This is a genomic window from Nostoc sp. MS1 (genome assembly GCF_019976755.1).
Taxonomy (GTDB): Bacteria; Cyanobacteriota; Cyanobacteriia; order Cyanobacteriales; family Nostocaceae; genus Trichormus.
In genome coordinates this window covers 82,572-102,044 of the sequence record NZ_AP023441.1, presented here as the reverse complement: position 1 = coordinate 102,044, position 19,473 = coordinate 82,572, and the positions used below count along the sequence as shown (strand labels likewise).

Sequence of the window (19,473 nt, the reverse complement as noted above, 5' to 3'; positions counted from 1 at the left end):
GAGATGGAACATAATCCTTATGATATTTTGGGTGTATCTCAAGCAGCATCAAAGGCGGAAATTACCAAAGCTGTATCCATAGCAATGAAGCGCAAGCAGTATCCTGTAGATGTGATTGCGAAAGCGCAAAAAAGCTTGATGAAGCCAGAAGAACGCATTGTCGCTGACTATCTGCGTCCCGTATTGCCTCCTATCCAACGTTTCAAGTACAGTGATTTATCAGCCTTAGCAGAGTCTGCCCCTACCTTAGTGATATTGCCACAATTCGATGGATTAGAAAAAGCGATCGCCCAATCTACCCAAGAAGCACATCGAGAACGAGAACCTCTCACATCACCCATATCAGAACTTTTTAGCGAAGGCGTGACAGCTTGCCAAGAAGGACGTTACCCCAAAGCCATAAAATACTTAGAAGACTATTGCCACAAATCTCCAGACCGGAATACTCAGGCATATATTCAAGCCCAGATGTGGTTAATTAGAGCTTATCAGCTTGGTGGACAATTACAACGAGCGATCGCCCTCTGCCAAATGTTAATCAATCATCCCCATCCCCAAGTCCAAAATTGGGCAAACAAAACCTTACCTATGTTATCTAAAGAAACTTCCCGTGTCTGAATCACCCTCAATCTATCTCCAATTTACCCATTGGCTTAAAACCAAACTCCCTGGTAACAAGCCGGATATCTCCTCATCTCCCCAAGATGTACCCACCTTCATCGCTAACCGCTATTTTCTCACCCAAGAACAACGCGACTGGTTAATACAAGAATTTAGCGACTTACAAAAGCAAAATACCACCCTCGAACAGTCCTTGCGAGAACAACAAACTCAAGCCGCAGCTAATACAGAAGATTTATTATTAGAACTGTTAGAAGTTACTGATGCCCTCGAAGCTTTATTGAATTATTTAGAAAACAACCCAGACCCCAGCCCAGAATTTATTCAACGCTTACCCAGGTCTGTAGGTGCAGTTTATCGCAAATTTATCAGTGTATTAAGCAAACGCCAAGTCACCCCAATAGAATTGCAGAGTAACCAACCCGATTTTAATTTCTGCCGAGTAGTAGATCGGGAAATTAGAAATGATGTAGAAGACCAAACAATTACTAAAATTGTTCGTCAAGGTTTTCTCATCGGTGAGAAAGTTTTACGTCCCACAGAAATAATTACATCTAAATTAGAACAGCCATTACAGGAGATAGAAGATAAGGAACAGGCTGAAGACTAAAGTAGGGCTGTATTACTTGTCATTTCATCACAATATTCCCCCTGACCTAAAAAAGTGACCAATAAGTCAGATTTCCATTGGCTATAAACACACAATCATTAACAAGGGTTGCTACTGTATACCCTGGTGATTCCAGCTTTCTTTTTTGAAAAGCTGGCTGGCATCTCATATTGTGGACTTCGTTTAATAATGGTTGTAGATGAACATAGGAATAATCGAGCCTTACAACAACGGATTTTTAGAAGTTTTACCAGAAGGTGAAAGCAGCGATTACTGGCAAATAGCAGCTATACACTTAAACGGTCAAGCCTACTGCCCTACTCCTCAACTTTATCGTTCCGAAAAGCTGGCATTGGCAAAAGCTGCAAAAATCTATGATTGGTTAGCCCAAAACGAATCAGAAATCAGCAATAGCCCATGCTACTGTTCTCCCCTACAAATTATCGTCTGGCAACAATCGAAAGGTAGTCAGTTGACAGTTGACAGTTGACAGTTGTTTTTTCTCCTCATCTCCCCCCACTCCCTCATCTCTCTCATCTCCCTCATCTCTCAACTAACCTCCACTGGGGGAGAAAGTTTCAACATACTAGCTACCACCGATATTAATTTACTTGGGTCAACAGGTTTGGTTAAATGATGCTGAAATCCGGCTTCTAAAACTTGTTGGCGGTCTTCTTCCCTGGAATATGCTGTCAGGGCGATCGCCGGAATTTCGCTTCCCTCTTCTGGGGATAAGGAGCGTAGTTTGCGGATGAGTGTGTAACCATCTTGTTCCGCCATGCCGATATCGCTAATGAGGATGTGTGGCTTTAATTGTCCAATGACGGCTAATGCAGCTTCTACTGATGCAGTTGTTGAGGCGATCGCTCCATATTCTTCAAACAGGAACGCCAAAAAGTTGCGGCTATCAGTTTCATCATCGACAATGAGAACTTTTAAACCAACAAGGGGGGCAGATTTATCGTCGTCCGCAGGAAAATTATCTGTTGGTAGTAGTTGAGATTTCCGGTTTTCTTGAATGAGGGGCAATCTCACTGTAAAAGTGGCTCCTTGCCCTACACCTGGGCTTTCTGCCAATATTGTGCCTTTGTGGAGTTCTACTAAATGGCGCACGATTGCTAACCCTAGCCCTAGTCCGTTGTGCGATCGCGTTGTGGTAGAGTCTGCTTGACGGAAACGCTCAAAGACTTTAGGGAGAAATTCCGGTTCAATACCAACCCCTGTATCAATGATTTGGATTTGAGCGTGGGTTAAATCACCAGTTGATTCATCATATACCCCTTCTAACTTTACATCTACCTCACCATCTTTTGGGGTGAACTTAATTGCATTCGTCAGCAGGTTCCAGACAATTTGTTGTAACCGTGTTGCATCACCATTAACGTGGGTTAAGCTATAGTCTAACAGTGTGTGAATTTTAATATTTTTTGCCTCCGCCAGAGGACGGACTGCCTCTAAGGCTGCCTCTACTACATTTACTAAGGTAACGGGGCATAAATTCAGCCGTAACTGACCGCGAATAATTCTGGAAACATCTAAAATATCTTCTATTAGTTGCACTTGTGAATTGGCATTGCGTTCAATTGCTTCTAATGCCTTGGCTGTAGCTTTTTCGTCTAGTTTTTTAGAACGCAGAATTTTTGACCAGCCCAACATCGAAGTTAGGGGTGTACGCAGTTCGTGAGACAGAACAGCCAAAAACTCGTCTTTCATCCGGTTTGCCGCCTCTGCTTCTTGTCTGGCGGTTTGTTCGCGGATGACTTGGGCGCGGATTTCTTCGGATTGCTTACGCTCGGTGATGTCTTCGAGTGTACCAACATAACCAAGTAGTTCGCCATTACCGGAAAGCATGGGTGAGGAGCGTACTTGTACCCAACGCAGGCTACCATCAACTGTTTGAAACCGAAACTCATCACAATAGTCGCCGCCTTGGTAGATATAAGTTGACCAACTAGCGATCGCTCTTTCTTTATCTTCTGGGTGAACCGAATCTAGCCAACTTTGCTCTATGCTCTCGGTGGCATCCAAACCGCAAATTGCCTGATAGCGGGGGTTAGTATAATTACAACGCCCTTCTGTATTAATTTCAAAAATACCTATGGGTGAGGAGGTACTTAAGGAACGGAAACGTTCTTCACTTTGCCTGAGTTCACGATTAATTGCTGCTAGTTGGGCTGCTTGGCGTTGGATGGCTTGAGTTTTCTTAAATAGTTCAACAAATACTGTAACTTTTGAAGTGAGAATATTTGCATCTATGGGTTTGAGGAGATAATCAACTGCTCCCAAGGCATAACCCTTAAATAGCATTTGGTCGCTGGTACTAAAAGCTGTGAGAAAGATAATCGGAGTTTGACGCGACCTGCCACGATTACGAATGAGGGTAGCTGTTTCAAAACCATCCATCCCCGGCATTTGCACATCTAATAAAATTACCGCAAAATCTTGATGCAGCAAGCTGCGCAAAGCTTCCTCTCCCGAAGTTGCCCTCACCAAATTAGCGCCTAGCCGCTCTAAAATCGCCTCTAGTGCCAGTAAATTTTCCACTTTATCATCCACTAGGAGGATGTTTACATTGGGTTCTGGCTGCATTGATTCATTTCCGTATAGAATAACCAAGATTTACTAATAAAGGAGCAATATCTGGGAGTGATAAAATCCAGTCTACTGCAACAGCAGATATTGCTGCGGCTGGCATGATAGAACTAGCGGCTGTGCTGGGTTCTTGTACAATAGTTTTACCCCCTTGAGCTTTGATTTTTTTTAGTCCCTGCATCCCGTCCTGATTAGCGCCTGTTAATATTACACCAATCACTTGCGCCCCATAAATATCGGCAGCAGAATCAAAGAGTACATCAATAGATGGTCTAGCATAGGAAACGGGTTCATCAGTAGAAAGGGCAAAAAAACCAGGTTCAACCAATAAATGATAATCAGCTGGGGCTAAATAGACTTTTCCTGGTGAAATTTCATCTTTATCTTCCACCTCTCGCACGGGTAAAGAAGTGTATTCTTGAATCATCCCCCTGAGAGTGTCGTCAGAATTTTTGTGACGATGTTGAACAATTGCTACTGGTAGTGGGAAATCAGCAGGTAAATTTCCTAAAACCGTTTGCAGTGCGGATAATCCTCCTAAAGACGTTCCCATAACTACTATTTTAAATGACACTAATTTAGCCTCCGGTAGAGCTTTTCACCCTTGGCTATTTCTTCATAGTACTGCTCGTAAGAAGTAAATCGGAGGGATTCTTGCTTGCCTAAACCCAAAATCCCAAAGCTGCATAAACTGTTATGGAAGAGCGTATGTACACGTTTTTGCAGTACCTGATTGAAGTATATTAAAACGTTCCGGCAAAATATAACATTAAACTCATTAAAAGAACTATCTGTAGCTAGATTATGCTGGGCAAAGATAACGTTTTCGCGCAATGAAGCACGAAATATGGCGTGGTCATAAGCCGCAGTGTAGTATTCCGAGAAAGACTGCTTGCCACCTGCCCTTAAATAAAGCTGAGTGTATTCCTGCATCATTTTGAGCGGAAAAATCCCACTTTTGGCATTCTGTAATACTTTCTCATTTGTGTCGGTGGCATAAATCCGGCAACGGTGGTAAAGATTTTCTTCCTGTAGGAGGATGGCCATTGAGTAAACTTCCTCTCCGGTAGAACAGCCAGCGTGCCAGATGCGGATAAATGGGTAAGTCCGCAGTAATGGCACAACTTGCTTCCTAAAAGCTAGATAAAAACTAGGATCACGAAACATTGATGTGACATTGACTGTGAGACTGAGTAAAAATCTTTCTAGGCAAGTGCGATCGTGGAGTAATTTTTCTTGTAATGCGGAAATATTTTCTAAACCCTCCAAACGGATAAAACTATGTATGCGGCGTTTGAGTGAAGACACAGCATAGTTACGGAAATCATGACCGTAGTATTGGTAAATTCCTTCTAAAAGTAACTTGATTTCTATATCTTCTAGGTTAGGTTTAAATAACATCATAAATAATTTAGGGGAACACGTAATAGGGAACAGGCTAAAAAGCTAGTTGCTTATGAGTATTATGATTTATTAACTCCCTTGGGGAGAGGGTGCGGGGAACAGGAAGGAAGAGATTTAGGCATATACTGAGTTTCTTCTCAAATCAAATATGAGTCCTATATCTTTATTAATAATCTTATAGAATGCAAATCTTTGGCTTGTTACATTAGAAGGAATTTCTTTACACAACTTCTATATGCAGGGAATAACTAAAAACAGCAAAATCCCCCTGAATTTCAGGGGGAACTACATCTAGGAGGGCATTTTATATTTAACTAATCAGCCAACAGTGGGAAATTTATGCAGCTTAATGGAGGTTAACAATTATAAGTAACAGTTTAATTGCTAAGTTGGCTGAGATTGCGATCGCCCAACGCGACATCACATGCTCACCAACTGTAGTTTTAAAATAAAAATTAGATTTGGATTTTTAGCTAATGAGTGTCATAATTCCCGATGATATCCTTCGAGCATCGAACATGACTAAGGATGAACTTAAATTAGAAATTGCCTTATTGCTTTATCAGCAAGGGAAAATTAGCGCTGGTAAAGTTAGAACTTGGTTAGGAATCACCGTACTAGAGTTTCAACATGAACTAGCAAAACGCAGCTTATATACCAACTATGATGTTGAAGACTTTCAAGCTGATTTACAGACATTGCAATCAATGGGTCTGCTGTGATTGTAGTTAGTAGGAAGATAATTAAACATTGATAAAATTGGCAAAATACAATGCTATCAATTACTTCATTTATAAAAGAAAAGTATGACTAAGCTTATCGTCATTACTGGTATCAGTCGAGGTTTAGGTTATGCCTTGACAGAAAAATTTATTGAGGAGGGACATACTGTTATTGGTTGCGCTCGTTCTCAAAGCACTGTTGAGAAATTAACTCAGAGATTTGGTACTCCCCACAATTTCGCGGCTCTAGATGTAGCAGATGAGGCACAAGTAAAAGCTTGGGCAGAGGATATACTTAAGCAGTATGAACCACCAGATTTGTTAATTAATAATGCGGCGATCGCTAATCAACCCGCGCCTTTATGGGAAGTTCCCTCCCAGGAGTTTTCCCAGTTAATTGATATCAATATCAAAGGCGTGGTGCATATAATTCGCCATTTTGTACCCGCAATGATAGAAAAACAGCGCGGGATTATTGTTAATTTAAGTTCCGGCTGGGGACGTTCAACCTCACCCTTAGTTGCTCCTTACTGCGCCTCAAAATGGGCAATTGAAGGCTTAACTCGTGCGTTAGCACAAGAATTACCTGTGGGAATGGCGGCTATTCCCCTCAATCCAGGAATTATTCATACTGAGATGTTAGAGGTTTGTTTTGGGGAAGAAGCAGCTAATTATACACCGATTTCTCAATGGGTATTAAAAGCTGCACCATTTATTCTCCAGTTAAAACCCACAGATAACGGTGTACCACTGACAGTTTCTAGTTAATGGAGTTAAGTAAAATGAGCTTTTTAAGCCTCTCCCCGCGTCGGGGAGCCAGTGCGTTGGGCGGCTGGCCTCCGGCAACGCCAAGGGCGAATGCCGACTTGTAGCAACTGGCGTGAGAGGTTTGGAGAGGGGTCAAATCTCATCCATCGAACTCACGTTAATAAGGGCTTTTCTCTGGATATAGCAACTTAACACGCTTTTGGTGTAATGCTAATTCCTCTTGGTGTAGCTGCTCTAACTGCCCTACTATCTCTTCTTGTACTCCTATAATAGAAGCCATTTGCCGAATTTTTGCCTTTTCCTGTTCATGAATTTCTCCATCAGCAGCACAAGCTCTAATTGCGGTGAGAAGTAAATCTCTTTGTGCTATGGATACTTGAGGAGAGCGAGCAATGACATCTTCTAAATTTTCATCTGCTTCGTAAGCTTTTAATTCTTCAATTACCCAGTCTGCTACTCCCCAAGATGCACAGAATCCAATTGCCCAATTCTTTTCTTCGCTTGAGAGAGTTCCATCACCTTTAGCACAACATAAAACTGATTTCATATAAATGCAACAATCTTCATCTGTAGGTATCTGACTAAAGCCAAAGAACCAGTTAAATGTCCAAGCTTGACCAAGTTTTCTATTGTCAGACATGAGTTTTCCTGCTATTTACTACCAGAATAAAATTCTTCTGGAATGTTCTCAGTAATAGAGTAAAAATTCAAGGACATTTAAGACAGTAAAAAATAATTTTGAGACAGTTAAGACAGTTAACAAAGAATATTTTAGCCTGAAAAGATTTAATAGCAAAATGCTTGATATTAAACATCTATCAGCTAACTATTTAAACCTCAATTTCTTACCTTTTTACGCACTATTTTTTATAGTTGTTCAATTATATTTACACGCTGGCTAGATTTTTAACCTTTTATGCTTCCTACTTTGGTCTTGAAGTAACGATTAATGAATGACTACCGATACAACCAGACTCTCAATAGAGATAATAGTTGTTCTGTGTCTACTGGTTTGGTAATGTAATCAGAAGCGCCAGCCTCGATGCACTTTTCGCGATCGCCTGGCATGGCTTTGGCTGTTAAGGCGATAATAGGTAGGGTGCGGAATTGTGCTTGTTGGCGGATATGGCGTGTTGTTTCGTAACCATCCATTTCTGGCATCATCACATCCATTAATACAGCATTAACATCAGGATTGGTTTGCAACTTATCTATGCCATCTCTACCATTTTCGGCAAATATTACCTGCATTTGGTAGCCTTCTAACAAACTGGTGATGGCGAAGATATTTCGCAAATCATCATCGATAATTAAGATTTTGCGATTTGCTAATACTGGGTCGGTTTGATGCAGTTGTTCTAATATTTGCCGTTGTGGCTGGGGTAAATTTGCCTGGACTCGATGTAAAAATAGGGCAGTTTCATCTAGTAAACGTTCTGGCGATCGCACATTTTTAATAATAATACTCTCGGCTAAACTTCGTAGTTGTGTTTCTTCTTGACGGCTGATTTCTTTACCTGTATAAACAATAATTGGTAGTTTTGATAAATTAGGTTCTTGTTTAATTTTTTCTAGCAGTTCTAAGCCGCTCATATCAGGTAAACCCAAATCCAACACTATACAATCAAAGTGTTGTAAGCGGATAATTTCTAAGGCAGCAGATCCTGTATTCACCGCCATACTCTGCACATCACTATTACCAATGAGGTCAATAATACTTTGAGCTTGTATAGCGTCATCTTCTATAACTAAAAGACGTTTTACTTTGCGGTCAATGAAAGTTTTGATATCAGTTAATGTTTGATTTAATATTTCTGGGGAAACTGGTTTTTGTAAAAAAGTAATTGCGCCTAACTGCAACGCTTGTTGTTCGCGGTCATCTACAGAGAGGATATGAACAGGGATATGTCTGGTTTGGGGGTCATGCTTGAGGCGGTCTAGCAAAGTTAACCCGTCCATATCTGGCAAATAAATATCTAATGTAATGGCATTTGGTTGATATTGTCGTGCTAAGGCTAAACCTTGTCTACTATTTAAAGCAACTATACCTTTAAAGCCTTGTTGCCTTGCTATATCTAGTAAGATCCGAGCAAATTTCTCGTCATCATCGATAATTAATAAGATGCGATCGCCTTTTTGAATTATCTGGCGATCGTCGTCAATAATATTAGTATAGGCAACGGGTTGTATTTCTTCTGTAGACGTTGCTGGTAAAATTTCTGGAACAATGGGTGATAGCTGGGGTGTTACTTTTGCCTTAGTTCCTGGGTAAATTTGGGGTAAATACAACGTGAAAGTACTTCCCTGTCCTGGTTGACTGACAAGTCCCAATTTACCACTTAACATATACGCTAGTTCACGGCTAATAGATAAACCTAAGCCTGTTCCGCCGTACTTGCGGCTAGTTGTACCATCTGCTTGCTGAAAGGCTTCAAAGATAATTTGTTGTTTCTCAAGCGGAATACCAATACCTGTATCGCTAATAGCAAATATAATCATGAGATTATTGCTATTAATTTTATCTACCCCAATTTGTAAAGTTACCCCTCCCTGCTCAGTAAACTTGAAAGCATTAGCTAACAAATTCTTGAGGATTTGTTGTAGACGTTTGGGGTCAGTTGATATTGTTTGTGGTAAATTTTCGTCAAGTTTAATAGTAAAACTTAGACCCTTATGTTGGGCAACTTCTCGAAATGTTCTTTCTAAATAATGATATAACTCTCTAAAATCGATTTGTTCTACTTCTACTGATAAAGTGCCTGATTCAATTTTTGCTAAATCTAAAATATCATTAATTAATTCTAATAAATCTGTTCCCGCCGAGTAGATTGTTTGACTATATTCTACTTGTTTATTAGTTAAGTTACCTGCTGAATTATCTGCTAGTAGTTTTGCTAAAATTAACAAACTATTCAGTGGAGTACGCAATTCATGAGACATATTTGCCAGAAATTCAGATTTGTATTTGGAAGACAACGCTAACTGTTCTGCCTTATCTTCTATAGATTTTCTAGCTTTCTCGATTTCTTGATTCTTCCGGGCAACTTCTTTATTTTGGATTTCCAGTAACTCGGCTTTTTCTTCTAATTCTTCATTGAGTTGCTGTAATTCCTCGTTCGATTGCTGCAATTCTTGCTGTTGTTGTGTTAGTAGTTGTTGTGAATCCTCTAATTCTTGTGTTTGCTGTTCTAAAAGTTGATTACTTTGTTTGAGTTCTGTCGCTAAAGCCACAGATTCATCCAAAAGATTTTGTGTTTGAGCGCTAGCAGCAATGCTATTTAAAAATACGCCCATAATTTGACTAAACTGCTCAAGAAATGTCAAATGTAACTCACTAAAGCGGTGAAAAGAAGCAATTTCAATTACCGCAATTACTTCTGTTTCAAATAACACAGGTAATACTATAATATTGAGTGGTAAAGCTTCACCTAAGCCAGAATTAATGCGGATATAATCACTAGGTACTTCAGTTAATAATATTCTTTGTTGTTCTAAGGCACATTGTCCTACTAATCCTTCACCCAGACGTATTCGATTAGCTAAATGTCGACGTTCGTTAAAAGCATAGCTACTAACTAATTTAAAGACAGGATCATCGCTAGTTTTATCAAGCACATAAAACACACTCTGCTGTGAATCTACCAGTGGTGTGAGTTTGGATAAAATCAAATTAGCAACACTCTCCAGACTACGCTGCCCTTGTAGTAATTGTGTAAATTCAGCTATATTTGACTTGAGCCAATTTTGTTCCTCGTTTTTTTTTGTAGTAATTCTGAGGTTAGCTAACATCTGATTAAAAGTACGTGTTAACACACCGATTTCGTCTTGGCGATCGCTATCTGGTAAACTAACAAATAAATCCCCATTAGACATCTTTTGAGCAGCATGAGAAATTTGTCGTAAGGGTGAAGAAATATGTCTGGTCAATATATATCCAATTAGAGCCAGAATCAAAGCTATTAATGGAATAAAATAAGTAATAAGGGCAAGGGTATTACTGGCAGCTGCTTTTGCTAAGGCTGTACGTTGCTCTAATAATCTTAGTTCCTCCGCATTCATTTGCTGACTAATGTTGCGGATTTGCAACATTAAGATTCTGCCGCTATCTGAAAGCATTGCTTTTTGAGCAGACGTAAAACCTTGATTTTGCCGCAAATCAATTACGGCTTGCATAACATTTATTCTTTGATTAATTAGTGGCTCTAGTTTATCAATATAACCTTGTTGTTTTGGGTTATCTGATGTTAATCTTTGCAATTCTTGAATTGTTTTATCAAGTGATTTTGTAGCTACTTGATAAGGTTCTAAATATCGCTGTTCTCCAGTAATAATGTAACCACGTTGTCCCGTTTCTGCTGTAGATAATAAACTATTAAGCTCTGCCAATTGGCTCAGAACTTGGTAAGTATGTTGTTCTTTTCGGGAAGCAGCTATTAATTCTTGAATACTTTGATAAGAAACAAAACCTATCGTACTCAAAATCACAATACTTATAGTAAAGCCTGCTCCAATTTTAGAGCCAATTTTTAGACGGTTCAACATTATTCGGGCTTAATTTCAGCTAAGTTTACTACTACTATTTAATTTATCAATTCATTGCGAATTTATATAAATTTGCAATTATAAATAGTAATTAAAGTATCTAGAATCAACTTGTTTAAGACATCTTTAATTAAAATCTAAAAAAGTAGACTAAGTAAAATCAACATTTACATTTGTAAGTTGCAAATGCTACAACATAAAGCAAAATACAAGTATTTTTATGTAGGATAACCTCAAAACCCTAGATAAATTTGCTTTTCATCATTCTCAACTTAATACCAAAGTATAAAATTTGAGGTCATGGATGCTTCACAATCAATATCGTATATTTATTTTTACCAGTTTAGTAACTCTTTTTGCTTGCCCACTGTTTACATATAATTCCTCGTTAGCACAATCAACGCCGTCAATCCTTCCCACAAGTAGTTCCACTTTACTAGCAGCAAATTATCTCTCCCCACTAGAACAACAAGTGATTCAGGAGATGAACAAAGTCAGGACAAATCCTAGATCATACATCCCTATCATAGAAAATTATCGAAAACGTTTCCAAGGCAATCGGGTAAAAGTATCTAATAATACCTATTTGATTACGCAAGAAGGAATCAAAGCAGTAGATGAAGCGATCGCCTTTCTCAAGTCAGTCCGTCCTGTGGGAACATTGAGAATATCTCAGGGAATGTCCTTGGGTGCTAAGGATCATGTTAAAGACCAAGGCCCAAAAGGTGTGACTGGTCATAATGGTAGCGATGGTAGCACCCCCTTCACACGCATTAATCGCTATGGTAAATGGCAAATCACGGCTGCGGAAAATATCAGTTACGGCCCAAATACAGCACAAGATATTGTCATGCAGTTGATTATTGATGATGGCGTACCCTCACGCGGTCATCGCACCAATATTTTTAACGGTGCTTTTAACGTTGCTGGCGTTGCTTATGGAAATCACAAAACTTATAGAACGATATGTGTGATTACCTATGCTGGGGGATATTTAGAGAAATGAGAAGCTAAGGGTGAATATATCAGATTTCCGAAAAACTTTACCCATTTTGTGGAGCTAAATACAGCACTTTTCATCTAGATGCAGTGTTTTACTCTAACCTCTGTGATCATGACATTACTGAACAATCTGCAATTTTGGAAGTCTGTTCCCGAAGCATCTCAAAACAGCCGTGAGATATCACCACAAAAATATACTCTCTCACCGTTAGAACAACGAGTGGTAGAGGAGATGAACAAAGTACGGACAAATCCTCAAGCATACTTACCAATTTTGCAAAGTTACCGCCAGTGCTTTCAAGGAGACAGAGTTAAGCTGACAGATTACGTTTATTTGCAAACACAGGAAGGGACAAAAGCAGTAGATGATGCGATCGCATTTCTCAAATCAGCCCATCCTGTGGGAACATTAGATATATCTCTAGGTATGTCTTTAGCTGCCAAAGATCACGTCAAAGACCAAGGTAAAACAGGTGCTACAGGACATGATGGGAGTGATGGTAGCGATCCCTTCACTAGACTAAATCGTTACGGTAATTGGCTAGTTACAGCAGGCGAAAACATCAGCTACGGTTCCAACACCGCCCAAGATATTATCATGCAGTTAATTATTGATGATGGCGTACCCTCACGCGGTCATCGTACCAATATTTTCAATCCTGCATTCAAAGTTACAGGAGTAGCCTTTGGTATCCACGCTACTTACAGACAAATTTGTGTAATTACCTATGCTGGTGGTTATACCAACATAGAATTGTAGGCGTATATTAGCGGTTTCTCAATAGCTTAGACGATACTTTAACAGAAGCAAGCTACACAATTAAGGAGTTTAGACATTAAATGATCACCACTTGATTAAAAAGTATTTACAACAAACAAGATGCAAAAGTCTGTACCAATTTTCCTAAATCATGTTGAATGTACCATTGGTGAGAATTGTTTGCAATTTCTTGAAGTTGATCACTAGTCAATTGTGTTAACTGTTTACTAGGGATAAGATAATTTGTATTAACTTTCAATCCATCCCCTTCAGACTGAATATCATCAGAACTAATTGGTAATAGACCATGACTACAGTAAGCAGCAAAGATAGTTGATTTGCCTATTTTTCCTGCTGCATGGGAGTAATCAACAAAACCAGCCAAAGAGCTTAACATTAACTCACCGATTACTTCTGGCGGTTGTACCCCCATTTCCACCAAAGGAATTTCTTGAAAATCTGCTAAAGCTACACCACAAGGAGGTCCAATATCACAAATTTTTTCAATGCCTAAAGCATGACAACATTCTAAAAGTTGCGGATAGAATTTTTGATAAACTGTACGACGAGATTTAGAACCAAATACAATCATTGTCCGATTTCGTTCAGATAGAGGAGGAACTTGAGCAGGTTCTCCAATAGTAGAAAAATTAGGAATACAAATAACTGATCGATTTAACCATTTTGACAGATAGTTTTGTGCAACAAAATTATTCGTCAGGATATGATTAGCCATTCCTGCCGTACTTAGACAAGAAACAATATGCTTAGGTGCAGGTAAATATAATCCTTTTCTTTTAAACTGAGTAGTTAACTCATGAAACATAACAGTTAGCTTAAAAGGATGCTGTTTTCGCGCTACCCTTAAATTGTGTAATAACCAAAAGGCAGTTTCTTGTTGTTCGACAAAGTTGTAATGAAGCACGATAGCTTCAAAGTCATCTGGAAGGAGAGTAAGAAAATGCTCTGTACGCTTTTCTTTTATTCTTTTAACAGGAAATTGCTCAAGATAAGGATGCTCTTTAACATATTTGGCAAACCATAGCTCATAAGTTATAAAGTAGGTAAATATATCATGTTCCGACAAGAGTTTTTGGGCAATAGTCAAAGAATAATCTCCGATTCCACTTGCTATTGGAGGAAGATGAGGGACTAATTGAATAATGTTCATATAATTTAGTTTTACTATTGCGTAAAGGTAACACCAAAAAATAAACTATCCAAATTGAGTGTTAATAGGGTGCATCAGTTTAAGTATTTTTTGGTGTAGCTAGGTTTTATCGTACTGACGCACCCTACATTTTGAATATTTTTCATTTGGAAGACTTAAAAGAGTAACAGCCAAAATCAGCATTAAATCAGAAATTACATATAAGCACGCTTGATTTTTCCTTGTAATTTTTTAACTTTTTCAATAATCACTTCTCCTACTTTTTTAGGACGCAACTGGCTAGGCTTGTGTTCAGGCTCAAAAATGAAGCGATAGTGCAAGAAAATATCTTTATATTGAATTGGTTCATCTATACCCTTGCAGAGATTTTGGAATTGAGAAACTCCATAAGTCATATAATGGAGACGATGAATAGGCTTTAATCCGTCTTCGTTATAAAGCACATTATCAATAGTCACAAAGTTGTCAGCATTAGCACAATTGCCAGTTCGTTGTCGAGAATCATCACTTTGGGTAAAGTTGAACCGGCTTGGTTTATTTATGAGGGTCATACAACAGAATAAAGCCGAATCAGACCACCAAGATTTATCCTTAATCCAAGATATCTTTTTCTCAGTAATCAGCTTTTTGCGTAAATTATCTAAATTTTTATAACTAAAAACACCTGGTTTAGAACCCCAAAAGCTCACACAATGTATTACAGGGTAAATTTGTTCTTCTGCTATAGATAAGTCTTGAGCTACTTGTTTAATATCGAGTTCTGTTAATGGTTCTCTTTTCTTGTGTTCCCAATCATCGAAAACTAAATCATAGCTTTTGAGTTTATCAAAGACATCATCAACTGATTTCATAACTAAAGTATCAGCATCGAAGAAAATAAATTCATCAAACTCGCCATCAAAAGCCACTAGTTTGCGAGCAACGTTAGTTTTATACCAGCTAGGACGTAGCCATCTTGAAGCCTGACTCATGGGATGAGCATTCCAACATTCCCAATAAAATTTATCCCATTGCGCAATTGCCTCTTGATTATCAAAAATTGTTATATTGGGATAACGTTGGGTAATTGCTTTAACTTTATCCATATTGTTATTGTAGGGAATAACACATATTGGAATATCTTTACCAACATTTATGTGACAACTATTGATAAAAGCTATTAGCTGATCGTAGACATTATCATTCGCTAGGGTATAGATACCTCTCATTGTCATCAACTCCTGGTTAAAAAATAATGATGTAGAGAGTGTAGCGTTTTTCTATTTAATGGGAATGAGAGAAATTTTGCGATCGCTCAATTAGTCGATGGTGTGCTTTTACATTATTAAACTGAGTTTACAGTATAATCAAGCACTAATCTATAGAAAGATTTAGTCACATTTTAACTAAAATGACTTTTAAGAAGTAAAAATAATTTAAAAATCGCCGCTCCCCGTATTCCGCAAGATACATATGGGGTCTTTCCGGCAAACTAGATAAAAAATCAAGTCAGTTCGGGTTTACTTTTGTCTAAGTCCCACTAATTAACCTGATGATTGCTGTGGCTGAAAAACTCAACTTTTACATTCAAGGTCAAGGCTTCCCCATCTTAGGATTACATGGTCATCCTGGTAGCGGTCGCAGCCTTTCTGTATTTACCAATCACTTATCAAAACGCTACCAAACTATTGCCCCTGATTTACGTGGATACGGCAAAAGTCGCTTTCGTAGCGATTTTACTATGCAGGATCATTTAACTGACCTAGAAGCTTTACTAGACGACTTGCAAATTGAAAAATGCCTAGTATTAGGCTGGTCGCTGGGTGGAATTTTAGCAATGGAGTTAGCCTTGCGCCTCCCGCAACGGATCACCGGATTGATTTTGGTGGCTACAGCCGCTAGACCGAGAGGAAATCACCCGCCGATTTCCTGGCAAGATAACCTTTATACAGGTATTGCGGCTCTACTGAATTATATTAAACCGAGTTGGGGCTGGAATATCGAAACTTTTGGTAAGCGATCGCTCTTTCGCTACCTCATCCAACAACACACACCCACAGCTTATAATTACATTGCCCAAGAAGCAGTCCCAGCCTATTTGCAAACTTCTACATTTGCAACTCGCGCTCTTAACAGCGCCCTCCGCTTAGGATACAATCGTGTCGCCGACCTTGAGCAAATTCACTGTCCTAGTTTAGTGCTTGCTGGCGCTCTTGATAGACACATTACAGCCGCTTCCAGTTTAGAAACAGCACAAAACATCAAACATAGCCAATGGCAATGCTACCTCAATACCGCTCATCTTTTCCCTTGGGAAATACCCCAACAGGTACTAAGCGATATTGACCTGTGGTTAGCAAACAACTCACAGGTAATTAGTAGTCAATAGTCCAGACTCCATAGTCTATAGTCAAAAGTCAAATACAATAACTGATGACTAATGACCATTGACTAATGACTAATCACTATTGACTAATTGCCTAATCTACATCTGACCGCTAAAGGCAGGCTTTACTTTGCGGTCAAGACGTTCCCCCAGGTCATCAGCAATTGTCAAATTCTCAGGCTTGCAGCGCTTCACGTTTATACCTATCCCTTGCGCCCCTTCGCTTTCTAAATCCTCTAAGTAGCCTTTGATAGCTACCTTTGCCTCAGCAGAACTCAGGAACGGGCCGAAATAGTATGTGCAGCGAGGGTTTTGGGTGGTAATTTCTACCCACCAAGCCAAGCCTAATGAATTGAAACTATTAATTGTAATTTCCTTCAGGTGTTGCCAAATTGTTGTCATGGTTGTTGCCAATTGATCAAAGTGGTACTGAATGTTTAACAACAGATTATTAATATTTTTTGTTGTTACATTTCTTTATACTCTTTTACTGATGATTTTCATAGAGGTTTTGGTAATTTATCTAAGTACAAAGTGTTTAGTGATCTTTGGCGGAAAATCTCATAAAGTGCCATTCCTGCTGCAACAGAGGCATTGAGACTAGGGGTCTTACCCACCAGAGGAATTGATACCAAAACATCACATGAGCGCTGAGTTAACATACTCAACCCTTCCCCTTCTGAGCCAACAACCAAAACTATCGGCCCACGAAAGCTGACTGTATGCAGAGGCTCACTAGCACCAGCCGCCGTACCGTAAATCCAAAAACCAGCTTCTTTCAAATCTTCTAAAGCACGGCTGAGGTTTACTACTCTAGCGACAGGAAAGTTTTCTAAAGCGCCGGCTGCTACCTTTACCACTGTAGAAGTGATCCCTGATGCCCTTCTTTGAGGAATGACCAACCCTTGAGCGCCAATTGCTTCGGCTGTGCGGATAATTGCACCCAAGTTATGAGGATCTGTAATGCCGTCAGCTACAACAATTACCGGATCGGTAGTAGATTTAGCTTGGGCAATTAGTTCATATAACTCAATATATGAATAAGGCGCAATCTGGGCTGCTATACCCTGGTGATTAGCTTGATTGGTAATTTGGTCTAAGCGTTTGGGTTCTACTTCGTCAATGACTGTGCCATTTTCTTTGGCTTGCAGAATCAAATTATGAAATCGGGGATCGTAACGGAGGCGAGGCGTTACCCAGAGCCGGTTGAGTTCACGTTGATTTTCTAAGGCACTCAACACGGGATGACGACCATAAATAACGTCGCTATCTTCTTGTGGTTTAGGTGTGGGGGCTGTATCTACAAATTTGCGCTGAGGGCGTGGCGGACGAGGCTTAGAAGAAGTGGAAGAATTACCTTCACTACTTGGACGAGAACTACGAATAGGATTAGCTAGAACTCGCTTACCTTTGATTTTGATTGGTTGTCCGCGATTTGCTTCGCTTGAGGTCTTGATTTTTTTAGGTTTATTAGTCATAGGATTTTGACGTATGGCGCATGGGTAGACAATCCGATTCCTGGATGTACGGAACCTCGACGTAAAAATTTTGCCAGAGATGAAATCTTTAATTTATTCTTCTGTCTCTAAATAGATTTTCTGTAAAAGTTCGGTCAAACGTGGGAAATCAGTCAGATAAAGATAGCCAATTAAAGCTTCAAGACTAGTTGCTTGTTGATATATTTCGGGATCAACCCTTTTGGGGCGACCTGTGGCAGCATTACGGCCTCGGCGGACAATTTCTAATTCACTTGCCTTGAGGTAAGGAGTCAGCGATCGCAAATGTAGCGCCTGTGTTTCTGCTCTTACTTGTGCTACTACTAATCGATGGTAAGCATCTGATCGCTTCAGTGGTAGCAGATAAGACATTCTAACATATAGTTCATAGATTGCATCCCCTAAATAAGCCAAAGCCGCCGGGGAAAGTTGTTGCAATTGTGTTTGAGAAATATTTTGGATTAACGGCGCAGTGGTTGCCAAGAGTGCTTGATTCCAAGATAAATCCGGCTTGAGGTCTTCATCTTGTTTATCTAATAACTCTTCCTCCTGGGACTTCACAAATTCATCATTCCTTGACTGGGTATTATTGAAAGCAAAAGCTAAATGTTTGGGATACCTAATTCTAGTAGTTTTTTATAAATTTCAACGATATCTCTATTGTCTTTATACTTTACTCTATTTATCAAGCATCTATCTATAGGGGGAGATAAGGGAGTGGGGGAGATGAGGGAGACAAACAATATTTATCACTTATTACTCAGCACGCGCTAAACGCGCCGCTACCGCTAACAGCACTTATTACTCACCTATAAATTAAGCTATGCCGAAAAGCTCGGAATAGCTTAATTTTTCTATAGATCAAGCACCCTTTATGTTTTCTACAGCTGCGTCAACCGTGGATTGCAGTGAGAGGAACTTCTCTAGGCGAACGAGCTTGACCGTTTGTGTGACTCGTGCATTGGTGACAATTTGCAAGGTTCCTTCGGCATTTTGTGCCTGCTTGGCTAGTTGCACTAGAGCGCCCAAGCCGGAACTGTCAACAAAGTCAATTTGCGAAAGATCCAGAATAATATGCTTTGGGCCTTCATCAATTTTGCCGCCAAGTACCTTGCGAAACGTCGGCTCAGAAAAGGCATCTAACAGACCTGTGAGGCGGAATAGCTGATAGTTATCGCGGGCTTCACGAGTCCCTCTCAGGCTTACGGTTAGATTTAGTGGTTCAGCAATAATTCCCTCCTCGTCGTTAAAGTGAACGCTCAAGTATAAATGGTTTTTGGGCGCGTTGTCTACAACCTGCTGAGATATGGGGGGTTGGGGAATAAATTCAAAATTCGTCTTGGAAAGTTTCCTACGGTGGGAAACCCACCTACAGAACTTTCCGCAAAATTCAAAATTCAAAATTAAGAATTTTTGAGAC

The 19,473-nt window shown here is 39.5% G+C and carries 19 protein-coding genes; 8 read left to right on the top strand and 11 right to left on the bottom strand.

The window, feature by feature from the left end; genetic code table 11:
• Nucleotides 1–3 precede the first annotated feature (3 nt).
• The 3 genes from NSMS1_RS00440 (at nucleotide 4) to NSMS1_RS00430 (ending at nucleotide 1,721) form a co-directional block, all read left to right on the top strand.
• On the top strand, nucleotides 4–618 hold the full coding sequence (locus NSMS1_RS00440; protein ID WP_224089777.1) for a molecular chaperone DnaJ: 615 nt from the start codon (nucleotides 4–6) through the stop codon (nucleotides 616–618).
• Nucleotides 611–1,231, top strand: a complete 621-nt coding sequence (locus NSMS1_RS00435; protein ID WP_224089775.1) for a nucleotide exchange factor GrpE — start codon at nucleotides 611–613, stop codon at nucleotides 1,229–1,231. Before NSMS1_RS00440 ends, NSMS1_RS00435 begins: the two co-directional genes overlap by 8 nt.
• A gap of 199 nt (nucleotides 1,232–1,430) precedes the next feature.
• Nucleotides 1,431–1,721 carry a hypothetical protein gene (locus NSMS1_RS00430; RefSeq protein ID WP_224089765.1) on the top strand — a complete coding sequence of 97 codons (291 nt, stop codon included), beginning with the start codon at nucleotides 1,431–1,433 and terminating at the stop codon, nucleotides 1,719–1,721.
• A gap of 59 nt (nucleotides 1,722–1,780) precedes the next feature.
• Here the strand turns inward: NSMS1_RS00430 and NSMS1_RS00425 are convergent, their stop codons facing one another.
• The 3 genes from NSMS1_RS00425 to NSMS1_RS00415 are packed head-to-tail and all read right to left on the bottom strand — an operon-like array spanning nucleotide 1,781 to nucleotide 5,227.
• The gene (locus NSMS1_RS00425) at nucleotides 1,781–3,820 is read right to left on the bottom strand and encodes a response regulator (RefSeq protein WP_224089763.1); all 2,040 of its coding nucleotides are present in this window, start codon (nucleotides 3,818–3,820) and stop codon (nucleotides 1,781–1,783) included.
• 4 nt (nucleotides 3,821–3,824) lie between these two features.
• The gene (locus tag NSMS1_RS00420; protein ID WP_224089745.1) at nucleotides 3,825–4,397 is read right to left on the bottom strand and encodes a chemotaxis protein CheB; all 573 of its coding nucleotides are present in this window, start codon (nucleotides 4,395–4,397) and stop codon (nucleotides 3,825–3,827) included.
• Nucleotides 4,397–5,227, bottom strand: coding sequence for a CheR family methyltransferase (locus NSMS1_RS00415; protein ID WP_224089743.1), 831 nt, complete (start codon nucleotides 5,225–5,227; stop codon nucleotides 4,397–4,399). The genes NSMS1_RS00420 and NSMS1_RS00415 overlap by 1 nt, the downstream gene beginning before the upstream one ends.
• A 476-nt stretch (nucleotides 5,228–5,703) precedes the next feature.
• On the opposite strand from NSMS1_RS00415, the gene NSMS1_RS00410 reads away from it, so the two are divergent.
• Nucleotides 5,704–5,949: a UPF0175 family protein gene (locus tag NSMS1_RS00410; RefSeq protein ID WP_224089741.1), complete on the top strand. Its 246-nt coding sequence runs from the start codon at nucleotides 5,704–5,706 to the stop codon at nucleotides 5,947–5,949.
• Nucleotides 5,950–6,033: 84 nt separating this feature from the next.
• Entirely contained in the window at nucleotides 6,034–6,717 is a 684-nt protein-coding gene (locus NSMS1_RS00405; RefSeq protein ID WP_224089738.1) for an SDR family oxidoreductase, read from the top strand.
• Between the two features lie 157 nt (nucleotides 6,718–6,874).
• On the opposite strand, the gene NSMS1_RS00400 is transcribed toward NSMS1_RS00405, so the two are convergent.
• The gene (locus NSMS1_RS00400) at nucleotides 6,875–7,357 is read right to left on the bottom strand and encodes a TerB family tellurite resistance protein (protein WP_224089736.1); all 483 of its coding nucleotides are present in this window, start codon (nucleotides 7,355–7,357) and stop codon (nucleotides 6,875–6,877) included.
• 317 nt (nucleotides 7,358–7,674) lie between these two features.
• Complete coding sequence (locus NSMS1_RS00395; RefSeq protein WP_224089724.1) at nucleotides 7,675–11,259, bottom strand: response regulator; 3,585 nt, start codon at nucleotides 11,257–11,259, stop codon at nucleotides 7,675–7,677.
• A 304-nt stretch (nucleotides 11,260–11,563) separates the two neighbouring features.
• On the opposite strand from NSMS1_RS00395, the gene NSMS1_RS00390 reads away from it, so the two are divergent.
• Both NSMS1_RS00390 and NSMS1_RS00385 read left to right on the top strand, forming a co-directional pair.
• Entirely contained in the window at nucleotides 11,564–12,265 is a 702-nt protein-coding gene (locus NSMS1_RS00390; protein ID WP_224089716.1) for a CAP domain-containing protein, read from the top strand.
• A gap of 108 nt (nucleotides 12,266–12,373) precedes the next feature.
• The gene (locus NSMS1_RS00385; RefSeq protein WP_224089714.1) at nucleotides 12,374–13,021 is read left to right on the top strand and encodes a CAP domain-containing protein; all 648 of its coding nucleotides are present in this window, start codon (nucleotides 12,374–12,376) and stop codon (nucleotides 13,019–13,021) included.
• A gap of 106 nt (nucleotides 13,022–13,127) precedes the next feature.
• Here NSMS1_RS00385 and NSMS1_RS00380 read toward each other — a convergent pair whose 3' ends face one another.
• The gene (locus tag NSMS1_RS00380; RefSeq protein WP_224089712.1) at nucleotides 13,128–14,192 is read right to left on the bottom strand and encodes a hypothetical protein; all 1,065 of its coding nucleotides are present in this window, start codon (nucleotides 14,190–14,192) and stop codon (nucleotides 13,128–13,130) included.
• A gap of 194 nt (nucleotides 14,193–14,386) precedes the next feature.
• Nucleotides 14,387–15,400, bottom strand: a complete 1,014-nt coding sequence (locus NSMS1_RS00375; protein WP_411908656.1) for an Npun_R2821/Npun_R2822 family protein — start codon at nucleotides 15,398–15,400, stop codon at nucleotides 14,387–14,389.
• A gap of 323 nt (nucleotides 15,401–15,723) precedes the next feature.
• Here NSMS1_RS00375 and NSMS1_RS00370 point away from each other — a divergent pair, with 323 nt between their 5' ends.
• Nucleotides 15,724–16,560: an alpha/beta fold hydrolase gene (locus NSMS1_RS00370; protein WP_224089708.1), complete on the top strand. Its 837-nt coding sequence runs from the start codon at nucleotides 15,724–15,726 to the stop codon at nucleotides 16,558–16,560.
• Nucleotides 16,561–16,656: 96 nt separating this feature from the next.
• Here NSMS1_RS00370 and NSMS1_RS00365 read toward each other — a convergent pair whose 3' ends face one another.
• The 4 genes from NSMS1_RS00365 to NSMS1_RS00350 form a co-directional block, all read right to left on the bottom strand.
• Nucleotides 16,657–16,959 (bottom strand): DUF1816 domain-containing protein, encoded by a 303-nt coding sequence (locus NSMS1_RS00365; RefSeq protein WP_224089698.1) that lies wholly within the window; start codon nucleotides 16,957–16,959, stop codon nucleotides 16,657–16,659.
• A 98-nt stretch (nucleotides 16,960–17,057) separates the two neighbouring features.
• Nucleotides 17,058–18,035 (bottom strand): 23S rRNA (guanosine(2251)-2'-O)-methyltransferase RlmB, encoded by a 978-nt coding sequence (gene rlmB, locus NSMS1_RS00360; protein ID WP_224089696.1) that lies wholly within the window; start codon nucleotides 18,033–18,035, stop codon nucleotides 17,058–17,060.
• Between the two features lie 93 nt (nucleotides 18,036–18,128).
• Nucleotides 18,129–18,614, bottom strand: coding sequence for a Mini-ribonuclease 3 (locus NSMS1_RS00355; RefSeq protein ID WP_224089694.1), 486 nt, complete (start codon nucleotides 18,612–18,614; stop codon nucleotides 18,129–18,131).
• A 300-nt stretch (nucleotides 18,615–18,914) separates the two neighbouring features.
• Nucleotides 18,915–19,316 (bottom strand): STAS domain-containing protein, encoded by a 402-nt coding sequence (locus NSMS1_RS00350; RefSeq protein ID WP_190407893.1) that lies wholly within the window; start codon nucleotides 19,314–19,316, stop codon nucleotides 18,915–18,917.
• Between the last annotated feature and the right edge of the window lie 157 nt (nucleotides 19,317–19,473).

Coding starts and splice junctions, on each gene's coding strand:
- NSMS1_RS00370 (WP_224089708.1), top strand. CDS start 15,724: ATGATTGCTGTGGCTGAAAAACTCAACTTTTACATTCAAGGTCAAGGC.
- NSMS1_RS00400 (WP_224089736.1), bottom strand. CDS start 7,357: ATGTCTGACAATAGAAAACTTGGTCAAGCTTGGACATTTAACTGGTTC.
- NSMS1_RS00410 (WP_224089741.1), top strand. CDS start 5,704: ATGAGTGTCATAATTCCCGATGATATCCTTCGAGCATCGAACATGACT.
- NSMS1_RS00385 (WP_224089714.1), top strand. CDS start 12,374: ATGACATTACTGAACAATCTGCAATTTTGGAAGTCTGTTCCCGAAGCA.
- NSMS1_RS00380 (WP_224089712.1), bottom strand. CDS start 14,192: ATGAACATTATTCAATTAGTCCCTCATCTTCCTCCAATAGCAAGTGGA.
- NSMS1_RS00405 (WP_224089738.1), top strand. CDS start 6,034: ATGACTAAGCTTATCGTCATTACTGGTATCAGTCGAGGTTTAGGTTAT.
- NSMS1_RS00415 (WP_224089743.1), bottom strand. CDS start 5,227: ATGATGTTATTTAAACCTAACCTAGAAGATATAGAAATCAAGTTACTT.
- rlmB (WP_224089696.1), bottom strand. CDS start 18,035: ATGACTAATAAACCTAAAAAAATCAAGACCTCAAGCGAAGCAAATCGC.
- NSMS1_RS00375 (WP_411908656.1), bottom strand. CDS start 15,400: ATGAGAGGTATCTATACCCTAGCGAATGATAATGTCTACGATCAGCTA.
- NSMS1_RS00395 (WP_224089724.1), bottom strand. CDS start 11,259: ATGTTGAACCGTCTAAAAATTGGCTCTAAAATTGGAGCAGGCTTTACT.
- NSMS1_RS00390 (WP_224089716.1), top strand. CDS start 11,564: ATGCTTCACAATCAATATCGTATATTTATTTTTACCAGTTTAGTAACT.
- NSMS1_RS00365 (WP_224089698.1), bottom strand. CDS start 16,959: ATGACAACAATTTGGCAACACCTGAAGGAAATTACAATTAATAGTTTC.
- NSMS1_RS00425 (WP_224089763.1), bottom strand. CDS start 3,820: ATGCAGCCAGAACCCAATGTAAACATCCTCCTAGTGGATGATAAAGTG.
- NSMS1_RS00430 (WP_224089765.1), top strand. CDS start 1,431: ATGAACATAGGAATAATCGAGCCTTACAACAACGGATTTTTAGAAGTT.
- NSMS1_RS00440 (WP_224089777.1), top strand. CDS start 4: ATGGAACATAATCCTTATGATATTTTGGGTGTATCTCAAGCAGCATCA.